Annotated in this window: 13 protein-coding genes; 6 read left to right on the forward strand and 7 right to left on the reverse strand. The window is 64.1% G+C overall.

Annotated elements, in window-relative coordinates; genetic code table 11:
- The first annotated feature begins 14 nt into the window (after positions 1–14).
- The 4 genes from SKC42_RS06315 to SKC42_RS06330 are packed head-to-tail and all read left to right on the forward strand — an operon-like array spanning position 15 to position 4518.
- A complete protein-coding gene (locus SKC42_RS06315; RefSeq protein ID WP_330963435.1) occupies positions 15–1421 on the forward strand; it encodes a phosphotransferase in 1407 nt (468 codons plus the stop codon).
- A gap of 53 nt (positions 1422–1474) precedes the next feature.
- A complete protein-coding gene (locus SKC42_RS06320; protein WP_330963436.1) occupies positions 1475–2155 on the forward strand; it encodes a TetR/AcrR family transcriptional regulator in 681 nt (226 codons plus the stop codon).
- A gap of 57 nt (positions 2156–2212) precedes the next feature.
- Positions 2213–3364 (forward strand): acetyl-CoA C-acetyltransferase, encoded by a 1152-nt coding sequence (locus tag SKC42_RS06325; RefSeq protein ID WP_330963437.1) that lies wholly within the window; start codon positions 2213–2215, stop codon positions 3362–3364.
- A 2-nt stretch (positions 3365–3366) separates the two neighbouring features.
- Entirely contained in the window at positions 3367–4518 is a 1152-nt protein-coding gene (locus SKC42_RS06330; protein WP_330963438.1) for an acyl-CoA dehydrogenase family protein, read from the forward strand.
- A gap of 222 nt (positions 4519–4740) precedes the next feature.
- On the opposite strand, the gene SKC42_RS06335 is transcribed toward SKC42_RS06330, so the two are convergent.
- The 7 genes from SKC42_RS06335 to SKC42_RS06365 all read right to left on the reverse strand — a co-directional run bounded on the left by SKC42_RS06335 (position 4741) and on the right by SKC42_RS06365 (position 11316).
- The gene (locus SKC42_RS06335; RefSeq protein ID WP_330963439.1) at positions 4741–6327 is read right to left on the reverse strand and encodes a 4Fe-4S dicluster domain-containing protein; all 1587 of its coding nucleotides are present in this window, start codon (positions 6325–6327) and stop codon (positions 4741–4743) included.
- 63 nt (positions 6328–6390) lie between these two features.
- Complete coding sequence (locus SKC42_RS06340; protein ID WP_330963440.1) at positions 6391–6582, reverse strand: ferredoxin; 192 nt, start codon at positions 6580–6582, stop codon at positions 6391–6393.
- Positions 6582–7928, reverse strand: coding sequence for an aldehyde dehydrogenase family protein (locus SKC42_RS06345; protein WP_442932026.1), 1347 nt, complete (start codon positions 7926–7928; stop codon positions 6582–6584). The genes SKC42_RS06340 and SKC42_RS06345 overlap by 1 nt, the downstream gene beginning before the upstream one ends.
- A gap of 62 nt (positions 7929–7990) precedes the next feature.
- On the reverse strand, positions 7991–8782 hold the full coding sequence (locus tag SKC42_RS06350; RefSeq protein WP_330963442.1) for a coniferyl-alcohol dehydrogenase: 792 nt from the start codon (positions 8780–8782) through the stop codon (positions 7991–7993).
- 11 nt (positions 8783–8793) lie between these two features.
- A complete protein-coding gene (locus SKC42_RS06355) occupies positions 8794–10053 on the reverse strand; it encodes a cytochrome P450 (protein WP_330963443.1) in 1260 nt (419 codons plus the stop codon).
- Between the two features lie 98 nt (positions 10054–10151).
- Positions 10152–10556, reverse strand: a complete 405-nt coding sequence (locus SKC42_RS06360; protein WP_330963444.1) for an SCP2 sterol-binding domain-containing protein — start codon at positions 10554–10556, stop codon at positions 10152–10154.
- A gap of 85 nt (positions 10557–10641) precedes the next feature.
- Entirely contained in the window at positions 10642–11316 is a 675-nt protein-coding gene (locus SKC42_RS06365; RefSeq protein ID WP_330963445.1) for a hypothetical protein, read from the reverse strand.
- Positions 11317–11853: 537 nt separating this feature from the next.
- Here SKC42_RS06365 and SKC42_RS06370 point away from each other — a divergent pair.
- A complete protein-coding gene (locus SKC42_RS06370) occupies positions 11854–12039 on the forward strand; it encodes a hypothetical protein (RefSeq protein ID WP_330963446.1) in 186 nt (61 codons plus the stop codon).
- On the forward strand, positions 12036–13106 hold the full coding sequence (locus SKC42_RS06375; protein WP_330963447.1) for a TIGR03857 family LLM class F420-dependent oxidoreductase: 1071 nt from the start codon (positions 12036–12038) through the stop codon (positions 13104–13106). The genes SKC42_RS06370 and SKC42_RS06375 overlap by 4 nt, the downstream gene beginning before the upstream one ends.
- Positions 13107–13108: the final 2 nt, after the last annotated feature.

Here is a 13108-nt window from a genome sequence, read left to right on the forward strand (position 1 = left end):
CCGCAGGAGTCGCGATGAACGGATCATCCCCAACACGTGCGGCGTGGATCGAATTGGCCGCCCCGTGGCCGCGATTGTTCGACTGGGTCGAACAACTCACGGGAGGCCGCATCGTCGAGTGGCGCAGGCAAGCCCGCTGGCGGCCCGCGTGGTTTCTCACTGTGGAGGTCGGCGGGCACCGTCGCCACCTCTACGCCCGGTGCCAGCGTGACGAAGCCATGCCCTGGACCGGGACCCTGTCGCTTCGCCGTGAATTCGACATCATGCGGGTTTTGCACCAGCACGGAATCGCTGTCGCGGCTCCGCTCGGTTTCTGCGAGGAGCCTGAAGCGATCCTGATGGAGGCGGTGCAGGGGCGTGATCGCTTCGATGCGCGCGACGAACCCGCCACGCGAGACGCGGTGATCACCGACTACGTCCGCCGACTTGCTTCCGCTCATCGACTCGATCCCGCCTTGTTCGAAGCGATTGGCATGTCTCGTCCGTCGAGTCCCCGCGAGGTCGGGTACATGGGATTCGCGTTGTCCGAGAAGTGGTATCGAGCCGTCAAGCCGGGGCCGCAACCTGTCATCGAGTTCGTCATCGGCTGGTTGCACCGCAATGTGCCCACCCACCGCAGCGCGGTCTCGTGGATTCATTTTGACGCGGGCCAATTCCTGCACGTCGACGGCCGTGTCACCGCTTTGATGGACGTTGAGTTCTCGTGTCTGGGTGATCCCTTGGCCGACCTGGGCGCGATGCGGATGCGCGACACGGCGCAGCCGATCGGCGATCTGACCGCCGCTTACGCCGAGTATGCCCGTGAGAGGGGCTGCCCCATCGACCGTGGCGTCGTGAACTTTCACGCGGTCCGCTTCGCCCTGCTGACGGCGATGCTGTCGGCGGGCACCAGGGCCGACCCGCCGGCGACCTTCGATCTTGCCCAGTGGCAGGCCTGGTCGTTGATGTCGCTCACCATCTGCCTGGAGATCATCGCCGAAGAAGGCGGCTATCGCCTCGATCCGCCCGCCGCGCTGGACTATCCGCCCCTGCGCAACGACGCCGTCCATCGCTGCGCACAGCGCATCCTCGACGACATCCTGGCCGGCCTGAGCCCGGACGACTACGTCGCCTTTCGGCTGTGCACCGTGCGCGACCTGCTGCCCGGGCTGCACCGGGCCGCGCGCGCGTCCGCCGTCGTCGAGGAAATCGACCGGGTCGAGGCGCAAGACCTCCTGGGCGTGCCGCTGGCACAGTGGTCCGACGTCGACGCCCAGCTGGAGCACTTCGCATCCTCGCACCAGGTCGAGCAGGAGGCCGATATCGCGCGGCTGCTCAGCAGGCGAATCCGCCGGCAAATCGATCTCATCCAGCCGGGCATGCGCGACGTGCGCGGATTTCGGGTTCAGCCCGTGGATTGGTCGGCGATACCGACTACCTGACGTCGCGGTGTTGCGCTCGTCGACACGAAGGCCGGCGCTTCTATCATTTAACGATGCCGAAGAATGCTGCACCCGACCCGCCCGGCGAGTCGAAGGCGCAGCGCACCCGTTCCCGTATCCTCGACGCCGCCGCACACGTGTTGAGCGTCAAGGGATACGCCGGGACGCGCCTGACCGACGTCGCCGAATACGCGCAACTGCAGGCGCCGGCAATTTATTACCACTTCCCGTCCCGGGAGGACCTCATCGAAGAGGTGATGTATTGCGGCATCAGCGATCTGCGCCGATTCGTACAGGAAGAGCTCGACCAGCTTGGGCCTGAGACGGCACCGATGGACCGCATCATGGTCGCGGTGGCGTCCCATCTCCGCCACGAACTCGAGCTGTCGGACTACGCCAGAGCGTCCATCCGTAACTCCGGGCAGATCCCCGACCGGTTGAAGGATCGGCAGAAGAAGGAGGAGGCCGCCTACAACCGCATCTGGCGCGCATTGGTCAAACAAGCCGCGGCTGAAGGCCTAATTCGAGCGGACTTGGACGCGCCGTTGGCGCAGGCTCTCGTTCTGGGCGCGCTGAACTGGGCGGCTGAGTGGTGGGATCCGCGGCGCAATTCGGTCGAGGTCATGGTCGACAACGCTCAAGCTTTCGTGCGGCACGGCCTGAGCCCGGAACCACCCCCGACCGCTACGCCGAAGCCCAAAGGCAGAGCGAGAACCCCGGCACCTCGCGAGTGACGCCGCTGCGACGACAACGGTTTCGCTCCATTTTTGATTCTGTGTTAAATTATCGGCATGTCCGAGGCTTACATTGTTGACGCAGCTCGCACTCCGGTGGGGAAACGTGGCGGCGGTTTGGCGGGCGCCCACCCCGCCGACATGGCCGCCCATGTGATCAAGACGATCGTGGGTCGTCACGACATCGATCCGGCGGCAATCGATGACGTCATTCTCGGATGTCTCGACAACATCGGCTCTCAGGCCGGCGACATCGCGCGCACCGCCGCCCTCGCCGCCGGACTTCCCGAGTCCGTTCCCGGCGTGACGATCGACCGCCAGTGCGGTTCGGCCCAGCAAGCAGTACATTTCGCCGCCCAGGCCGTGATGAGCGGAACGTCGGACCTCATCGTCGCCGGCGGCGTGCAGAAGATGAGCCAGTTCCCCATCTTGAGCGCCTTCGCCGCGGGTGAACCGTTCGGTTCGACCGACCCGTGGACCGGCTGCGAAGGCTGGCAAGCGCGCTACGGTGACCAGGAGATCTCTCAGTTCCGGGGTGCTGAAATGATCGCTCGTCAGTGGAATCTGTCGCGCGAGGACAACGAGCGTTTCGCGCTCGCCAGTCATCAGCGCGCGCTAGCCGCAATCGCGGATGGCCGCTTCGAACGAGAGATCCTGCCGTACAGAGGGATTAGCGTCGATGAGGGACCTCGGGCCGACACCTCATTGGAGAAGATGGCCACACTGTCTACCTTGGTTGAAGGCGGAGTACTCACCGCGGCGGTGGCCAGTCAGATCTCCGACGGAGCGGCCGCGTTGCTAGTCGCCTCGCAGGCCGCCGTCGACCGCTTCGGGCTCACACCACGGGCGCGCATCCACCACATGTCGGCGCGTGGCGCCGATCCGGTCATGATGCTCACCGCGCCGATTCCCGCCACTCAACACGCCCTGAAGCGCACCGGGCTGTCGATTGGTGACATCGACACGATCGAGATCAACGAAGCCTTTGCCCCCGTCGTGTTGGCGTGGCTCACCGAGCTCGGTGCCGACCCCGCCAAGGTCAATCCCAACGGCGGAGCCATCGCGTTGGGCCACCCCATCGGATGCACGGGCGCGCGGTTGATGACCTCGATGCTGCACGAGTTGGAACGCACCGAAGGACGTTTCGGCCTGCAGACGATGTGCGAGGGCGGCGGACAAGCGAACGTCACAATCATCGAGCGGCTGTAACCGTGCAGCGTTCTCTCTATGAGAGTGACCACGAGGCGTACCGGGAAACGGTGCGCGAGTTCCTGTCCCGCGAAGTCGTTCCGTACCAGGACGACTGGGACCGCGACCGGTGGATCGACCGGGCCGTGTTCGCGCGTGCCGCAAAAGCCGGCATCTATGCCTTACAGATCGGCGAAGAGTACGGCGGTGCAGGCGAGCCCGATTACCGCTATCGGATGGTGGTGTGCGAGGAAATCGCCCGCATCAATGCCCTGTCTTTCGGCCTCACGATCAGCCTGCAGGACGACTTGGTCCTGCACTACCTGCTCGACCTGACCAACGAGGCGCAGAAGCAGCGCTGGCTCCCCGGCTTCGTCGCCGGCGAAATCATTGGCGCGCTGGCGATGACCGAACCGGGAGCCGGCAGCGACTTGCGGGGAATGCGCACCACCGCCCGGCGCGACGGCGATTTCTGGATACTCAACGGCCAGAAGACATTCATCTCCAGCGGCATCATGGCCGACCTTGTTGTCGTGGCCGCGCAAACCAATCCCGACGGTGGATCACACTCGTTCAGTCTGTTCGTCGTGGAGCGAGACACTCCGGGCTTCGAACGCGGCCGCAAGTTGGACAAGATCGGCCTGCCAGCGCAGGATACCGCCGAACTGTTCTTCCAGGATGCCCGGGTGCCGGCGTCGAATCTGCTCGGCAACGCCGGAGACGGTCTTCAATACCTGATGAGCCATCTGCCCCGCGAACGCCTGGGAGTGACGGCGAAGGCCATGGCCACGATTCGGGCAATCTTCGACATTACGGTCGAATATTGCCGGCAGCGCAGGGCATTTGGAGGGCCCCTGACCGATAAGCAGCACGTCCGGTTCGAACTCGCCGAGATGTCGACCGAGATCGACATCGCTCAGGCGTACGTTGACCAATCGGTGCTGGCTTATAACGCCGGGCAACTCACACCCGTCGACGCCGCGAAGGGCAAATGGTACGTCAGCGAGTTGCAGAAGCGGTTGATCGACCGGTGCCTGCAACTGCACGGCGGCTACGGATACATGACCGAATATCCGGTCGCCCGCGCGTACCTCGATACCCGGATCCAGACGATCTACGGCGGCACGACCGAGATCATGAAAGAGATCATCGGCCGCGAGATCGCCGCGTCCTAACGGGCCGCCGCGCCGCGGTCAGGCCGCGCGGTCGAACAGGCGGCCGATCATGCGGCGCCGTTCGGTCCAGCCCGCTCCGGGCAGGTCTGCATGACCTCGTTCGGTCACGATCACTTCGACGTCGTGTGACGGTGTCAATGCCGGTTGGTTGAACCGGTTGACCGGTGGCGAACGGCCCTTGAATCGCGAAGGCACTTCAGCGGGGACATCAGTGCCGTGTACTCATGCTTTTGACGCCGCGAGGAGCGCGTCGAGGTCGGCCAATTTCACGCGCGGCCGCTGGCTAGTGCTACCCCGTTGCCGCTCGATCGCATCGATTCGACGCCAGGCCGCCCAATCGACGATTTCCGATTCGCGTGAACTGAGCATAGTGAGAAGGCGTTCGGAGCCCGCGCGATTCGTGCTCGAGCGCCCGGCCCGTGCGTCCGCCAGCAGGTTGGTGACGGTCTGCCTTGCGCACTCCCGGTTGGTGCCGATGACGCCACGGGGCCCCCGCTTGATCCATCCGGTCACATACGCCCCGGGTATGGGATCCTGACCACGCATGACGCGCCCGCCGACATTGGGAACGATGCCGGCGGCGTCATCGAAGGGCAGTCCCGCGATCGGCGAGCCGGTGTAACCGATGGACCGCACGACCAGCGGGGTCGCCAACCTTTCGCGACCGTTACGGTCGGCAATCACAAGCCCTTCGACTCTGCCATCGCCGACGATTTCGACCGGGCGCGCACCAAATCGCAGCACGATACGCCGACGTCCCGGACGCGGCGGGCGACCAGCGTAGTCGTTGACCAGGTCGTACTTCAGCGCTCCCTCGAAGTCCGCGGGCCGCTCGCCGAGGTGCCCTTCGATCACGACATCGACGCCGTCCAAAGCGCCCAAGGCCAAGAGCTCTCCGGAAGAGAAGGCCGCATCGGCAGCGCCGCGCCGGCCCAACACCACGACTTCTTCGATACCGCTGGTGGACAATTGCGACAGCGCGTGATCGGCGATGTCGGTGCGTGCCAGGGCTTCGCGATCCATCACCAGGATGCGAGCGACGTCCAGGGCGACATTGCCGTTCCCGACGATCACCGTGCGCGGGCCGGAAAGATCCAGCGTGTCGGAGGCACGCTCAGGGTGCCCGTTGTACCAGCCGACGACGTCGGCGGCGGCGTGATTGCCCGAGAGATGGTCCCCCGCTATTCCTAGCCCCTTGCTCTGCGAAGCACCCACCGCATAGATCACCGCGTGATGGTCGGCCGCCAGATCGTCGTGAGTGAGATCATTTCCCACCGTCACGTTGAAATAACAGCTGACGTCCCGATGGCCCAATGCGGCTTCGAACTCCCGGACCACGTCTTTGGTGGGCTGATGGTCGGGCGCGACGCCGAAGCGCACCAGCCCGTAAGGGGTTGGGAGTTTTTCGAAGACGTTCACGTCGACCCCGCCCGTGCGCACGAGATCCGCGACGGCGTAGCACGCCGCGGGACCGGTCCCGACCACGGCGACTTTCAAAGAGCCACGCTCCACGGGCCGTGCAGGCTCGACCGGGAGAGACGACCGAATGGTCAGTGGCGCAGCGGCGAAATACTCGGCGTTGATCTGCTTGTAGCGCCGTTGGGTGGGCGGCAGATCGTCTTCATGACAAATGGCAGTCACCGGACATACCTCGGCACAGGCACCACAGTCAACGCACGTTGTGGGGTCGATGTAGAGCATTGGTGTCGTGGACCCGCGATCACCGGGAACCGGCCGGATGCAATCGACCGGACATACCGGGACACAGCTCGCGTCCGTGCAACAGTTCTGGGTGATGACGAAAGCCAAGGGAACTCCTGAGTTGCGTTGAGCGGGAGACGTTCAGCGGGAGCGGCGACGCTCGGACGGCGATCAGGCGTCGATCGAGATCGCTCCCGTCGGGCAGCTCGCTGCGGCCTCCTGTGCGGCGCTGAGATCCGCTCCGGCGGGTGCCTTGTCGAGGACGTGGGATTGGCCGTCCTCACCGACTTCGAATACCGTTGCCGCGGCTACCTCGCACAGGCCGATGCCCGAGCACTTGTTGCGGTCCACCCGAACTGTCATCAGAACAACTTCCTCATGATCTTGATCGCACGGTCGGTGTAGGGCGGATAAACCAAGCGGGGGTCGGGCTTGGCGGGCTTGGCGAGAACACCGCGACGGTGACTGAGTGTTTCGAATCCCCACCGACCGTGATAGGCGCCGATTCCGCTGGCGCCCACGCCGCCGAACGGCAGCTGCGGCACCAGGCAATGCATGGCGACGTGATTGATCACCGCTCCGCCGGACGGGATCGCGTCGATCAACCCTCGGGCGCTCCGGGGCGACCGAGAAAACACGTACAACGCAAGCGGTTTGGGTCTTGAGTTGATGAACTGCACTGCCGCCAAGTCGGATTCAACTTGGAGAATGGGAAGAATCGGGCCGAAGATCTCCTCGCACATCACCGGGTCGCTCGGGCCGGGATCGACGATCACCGTCGGTTCGATAGTCAACGAGTCGGCGTCGGCGCGACCGCCGGCGACGATTCTTCCCGTGCTGGTTTCGATGAGCGATGTCAAGCGGGCGAACTGGCGCGCATTGACGATACGCAGACCCGGCCGATCGTCGCCGGATCTGAACGCGGTGATTGCGTTCTTCACCTTGTCGACCAGGAGGGAGGCCACAGCGCGATCGGCGAGCACGTAGTCCGGGGCTATGCAAGTCTGTCCGGAATTGAGGAGCTTGACCCACGCGATTCGACGTGCTGCCACATCCAGGTCGGCATCCGCGGTGACGATGACCGGGCTTTTGCCGCCCAGTTCGAGTGTGACCGGAGTGAGCGTCGGGGCCGCGGCCGCCATGATCTTGCGGCCGACCTCAGTGCCGCCGGTGAACACGATATGGTCGAAGCCACCCGCGATGAGTCGCTGAGTGGCATCGACATCTCCTTCGACAACCCGCACGGCCTCGCTGTCGAGGTAACGCGGGATCAGCCCGCTCAGCAGGCGTGATGTCGCCGGGGCTAGCTCCGATGGCTTGATGACAGCACAGTTTCCCGCCGCGACGGCCGCGACCAATGGGCCGAGACTGAGATAAACCGGGTAGTTCCACGGGCCGATGACCAGCACGACGCCCAGGGGGTCGTACTGCACCCAGCTCCTCCCCGGAAGGTGGGCCAGAGGCAACGACTGCCTTCTGCGCCGCATCCACTTCTTCAGGTGTCGACGCGCGTAGACCGCTTCGCCCTTCGACGAAGCGATGTCTCCCAGCCAGGCCTCAACCGGCGCACGGCCCAGGTCTTCGTGTAGCGCGTCGACGATCGCCGGTTCTTCGTCTCGGCAGAGGCGTTCGATGCCCTCCAGTTGGTCGAGGCGCCACTCCAACGATCTGGTGCGTCCGGAACCGAATACGCACCGAAGATCGGCCATCAGCAGGTCGTTGTCGGCGACCCGCGATGCGTCGCTACCGGCATACGTGGTCATGGCGCTCTCTAGAACTCCGGCTTGGGCACAACGCCGGATGCCACCGCGCCGGTGATGCCACCGTCGACGGTGAGCGCCTCACCATTGATCCACCGGGCCGAATCGGAGGCCAGGAACACCATGGCCGCGGCGACATCGTCCGGCTGCGCGTGACGACCCAGCAATTCCTTGACACCGTCGAGGGTGTCCTTGCCCATCGACTCCTCGAAATCCGCCAAGATCGGCGTCTCGACGGGGCCCGGAAGCACTGCGTTGATCCGAAAGCCCATCTGCGCCAACGCCAGCCCCATTGACATGGTGTAGACGGTGCTGACTTCCTTGGAGAAGTTATAGGCGTTGCCTTGTTGAGGATTCGCCTTGAACCATGCGGCGCCGTCCTCAAACGTTTCGGTGGCCAGCAGGTCTCGAATGACATCCAGCCGCTCAGGCCACCCATACCCGGCGGTGGAGGACACAATGGTCACCGAGCCCCCCGGCTTCAGGCGATCGAAAAACGCTTCGGTGAGGTGTCGAACCGCCAGTGCATTCACGGCGACGACCAGGTCGGCGGGGGCCGTGCCCGGGATTCCCGCGACGTTCATCAACCCGTCATAGGGGCCGTCCAAGACTTCTACCGCGGCGTCGATGGCCCGCGGATTCGCAAGATCGACCTCGACGTGCCGACTGACCGGCGCGGTGGGCGCATTGCGGTCCAAGCTGATGACTTCGGCGCCCGCAGCCAGCAGCTGCCGGGCCACCGCGTCGCCAATGCCCGACGCCGCTCCGGTCACGACGTAGCTCTTCCCTGAAAATTCCGACATCGATACTCCGGTCAATTGATGGTGTAGGGGAGGGATTTCACGGCGCGGACGAAGTTCCCGGTCAGGTACTCCGGCTCCCCGACACGCAGAGTGGGGGCTCGGAAGACCAACTCGCGAAATATCGCTTCGAGCTGCATCTTGGCCAAGAAACTGCCCATGCAGAAGTGGGGACCGCCGCCGCCGAAGCCGATGTGCGGATTGGGCTCTCGGGTGATGTCGAACTGGTCAGGTCGGACGAAGGCGCGTCCGTCGCGGTTGCCGGACGAGTACATCAGCAGCACCCACTCCCCCGCCGCGATTCGCTGTCCCCGCAGCTCGGTGTCCTGAGTCGCGGTGCGCCGGAACGTCATGACAGGGCTCGCCCAACGGACGAATTCCTCGATGCCGCGCTTGATGTGTGTGTCGAAGTCGCTTGCCAGCAGCGCGCGTTGCTCGGGGAACTGTTGTAGCGCCATAGTGGTCAAGGTCACCGTGTTCCGCGTGGTGTCGTTGCCGGCCACGGACAGCAGCACGAAGAATGCGCCGAGTTCGTCGTCGGTCAGACGTCGTCCATCGACTTCGGCCTGCACCAGCAACGACATCAGATCGCTGCCGGGACGTGCGCGGCGTTCCTCGGCGAGCTCGAGACCGGTGCTCAGCAGGCCCACCAACGAATCGTTGAGCACCTCGCCGGGCTCCCGGCCCGCGGCGACATCCGAGTCGGCCCACGAGACCATTCCATCGGCGTTGTGCGCGGCCGCCTCCCGGGCTTCTTCCGGCAGGCCCAGCATCTCGTAGATCGTCCACATCGGCAGCCGCTTGGAGACTTGGTCAACAAAGTCGCCCTCGGACGTCTTGAGCAAATCATCGACGATGGCCTCGGCCTGCTTGTCGATCTGGTCCCGAATCGTGGCGACCTGGCGGGGGGTGAACACCGAGCTGATCAGCCGTCGCAACGTAGAGTGCTGCGCGCCGTCCATTGCCAGAAACGATTGCGCCGCATCGAGAATGTCTTCGGGAACCGCCTCGATCATGACACCGCTGCCCGAGCAGAACAATTGCGGGTTTTTGCTGACGTAGGCGATGTCTTCGTGCCGAGTCACGACCCAGAGCCCGTCGATCTCCGCTTCCATCAAGGCGCCCTCGATCGGAGGGTGCCAGCTCACTGGCCTCTCGTCCCGCAGGATTTTGAACGACTGCTCACGCTCTTCGGCTGTCGCCGCCCAGAAGCTCAGGGGCGAGACACTCACCGGGTCGTATGACCTCGCGCGCGACGCGGTTTCCACGCTCATTGCTCTGCCTCCGAATGTGATTGCTGAAGATTGGGTGAGATCGTCGGGCCGGCATCAATCGGCTCGGGTGGTTCTTTCGACGCAGACTGAGTCCGCGCTCAGATCACGAGATCCTCGCGGCCGTCGGCTTTGAGCCGTTCGATGTAGAGGGGATACAGCTTCTTGCCGAGCGGGGCCAACTTCAGCAGGCTCGCCACGTTTCCCTCGACTTTGATCTTCTTCTTCGCCATGGCAAGGGGAAGGTTGACCTTTCCCTGCCAGTAGGCGTTCCCGGTATCGGCGGTCATCGCCATCGTCGCGGTGGGGGACGCGCCGCCATTCAATCCTTCCCGAATCGACTTGTTGGCCATGTCGATGACGACGACTGCCTCGGGGTCGGTGAAATCGAAGGCGATGACGAGGCCCGTCGCGACGAGCTTAGGACCGATCTCCGGGTCGTGGAAGGCGGTCTCGAAAATCCCTCCGATGTACTTGGTGACTTCGGCAGAGTCGGTGAACCCCATCGTTCCCTTCCTTAATCTAGATTCAATTTAAAGACGCGCAGTGTGACGATAAGCTCGCACGCACCTCGAGAGCAAGGTCACACGTTCACGCGGCGGTCGAGTCCACAACCGGCGCCGAGCCGGCACCGAGAGGCGCGCCATCACGCGTTCTCAACACTGCCGATCGCAACACCAGCCCCATGCCGATCAAGAAGACGCTGTAGGTCGTCAGCGCGAGCCAGAACACGAAGATGCCCCGCCACGAGAAGGGGCCACTGTGGAAAAAGAAGGCCAGGACGTCTGGGAGGAAAGACGCCGCCACCCAGAAGTTCATGTAGCCAACCCAGCGCGGAAGGGTCTCCGACTTGTCGCTCAGGATGGCGATTCCGATGGCGATGTTCTGGATGATGAACGGGGCGATCGGCGTAATGAATACGAGCCAGGCGATGTCGTTGAGCGTGACGGTGAGCTCGGGGCTGCGGTCGGGCCGAAATGCGATGACGGCCATTAGCAACATCGGCAGCAGAAGCAGAAGTCCCGTTGCCGCGCCGGCGACGAGCTGTACCAGTGCAAGGATCGGATACCGACCCTCGATGCGAAGCATGTAGTAGCCAATCAAGGCGATCAGGGGAAACGCGCCGCAGATGCCAAGCTGGGCTATCACCAGACCGGTCAGAACGCGGGTGTCGTGCTGGTAGAAGCCGACGACCTCGCCGGTCGTGCTCGACGGGCCGAGGGGTATCGGGAGTATCCCGGCGATCAACCAACCCAGCAGTGTCACGCCCACTGTCGCCGGGCCGGCCCACGCACACAAGACCTGAATCCGCTGAGACACGACCCCTCCGGCGCTGTTTGTTTCTAATCCAGATAAAAACTATAGGGTTCTCGGAGGTGTAAAAGCAAGCGCTCTGATCAGGATTTTGGTGGCGCGCGACATCGGACGATCCGTCTAGGCAGACGCAACAGAAGGTGAGACGTCGCGATGCTGACTCATGTATCGGCAGTTCAACGGCGATTTGTGCCGCCACTTGCGACCGAGCGCTGGCTGGCATTCACCTTTGCGCAAACACCGACGACCGGCGTGCCGACGGCGCCACAGCGCTCGCAAGCTTCAAGCAACCGACCTGTTGAATCTTTGATAAAAAATATGGACAACTATCTTGACCGGCGTCAGTTTTCCGATCTACGGTCGTGCTCAAGCGATCGGCTTCAAAACGCATCGGAAGGGACATGTCAACAAGTCCACGCACGGCCATGATCGGCACGGGCATCGGCGGGTTGACGACGGCTAAGACCTTCCGTATCGCCGAGGATCAACGTGGCTGAACGCCTTCGCAACACGGAACGGGCGGGCGCCATCGAAGTCCCGCCCCGTCGCGATGGCGGGACCCGGCCGAAAGTGGTGGGTGGGGGTTACGCCGGGGACGAGGGCTGGTCGGCCGGCCACTCGACCCCCACCTTGGTCCCGCCAAGCTCGGCGATGCCCGAGGCGATCACCCGATGAACGGCCCGATAGCCGAACTCGGCTTCTATACGCTCGCCGGCCAGGCCGACCATCCACGTGACTTGATCGCGGAAGTCCGTGACGCCGAAAGCCTAGGATTGGGCGAATGTTTCATTTCGGAGCGCTTCTCCACCAAGGAAGCCGCCACGATCTGCGGTGCCGTTGGCGCGGTCAGCGAAAGTATCGGAATCACGACAGGGGCGACCAACCACAACACTCGCCACCCCATCGTTACCGCGGCCTACGCCACGACGATGCACCGCCTCACAGGTGGGCGTTTCACGCTGGGCATCGGGCGTGGAGTGCCGCCGCTTCAACGCGCGTTCGGCATGCCCCCCATCACCACGGCGCAGATGGAAGATTTCGCCGGGGTGATGCGCCGACTGTTTCGCGGCGAGACGATCCTGGGCCACGACGGGCCAATCGGTAAGTATCCCGCCCTGCGCCTCGACCCGACGTTCGACGAAGACGTCAAGCTCGGCCTGGTGGCGTTCGGTGCGCAATCGCTGGCGCTGGGTGGACGGGCCTTCGACAAGGTCATCCTCCACACGTTCTTCACCGACGAGACGCTGCAACGATGCGTACGCACGGTCAAGGACGCGGCCGAAGCGGCCGGTCGCGATCCCCAGCGCGTGCAGGTGTGGTCATGCCTGGCCACGATCGGCGATCACCTTCCCGAGGAGCTCCGGCTACGCAAGACGGTGGGCCGCCTTGCCACTTACCTGCAGGGCTACGGCGACCTTCTGGTCTCGACAAACAACTGGGACCCGTCGGTTCTCGGCCGGTTTCGGGCGGACCCCGTGGTGCAGAGTTTTCAGTCACCGAGCGGTGCGGTGCGCGTTATCGACAGCCCGTCCACGACGACGGACCAACTCGAACACATCGCGACGCTACTGCCTGACGAGTGGCTGAGTGTCGCCGCGACCGGCAGTCCCGCGCGGTGCGCCGGCACCATTCAGAACCAACTCGACCTAGGCGCCGACGGTGTGATTCTGCACGGCGCGACGCCGGCCGAACTCAAACCCCTTCTGCCCGCTTACCAGGCGGCCCGTACCAGCGAGAGGTAACC

Source organism: Mycobacterium sp. 050134 (assembly GCF_036409085.1).
Classification (GTDB): Bacteria; Actinomycetota; Actinomycetes; order Mycobacteriales; family Mycobacteriaceae; genus Mycobacterium.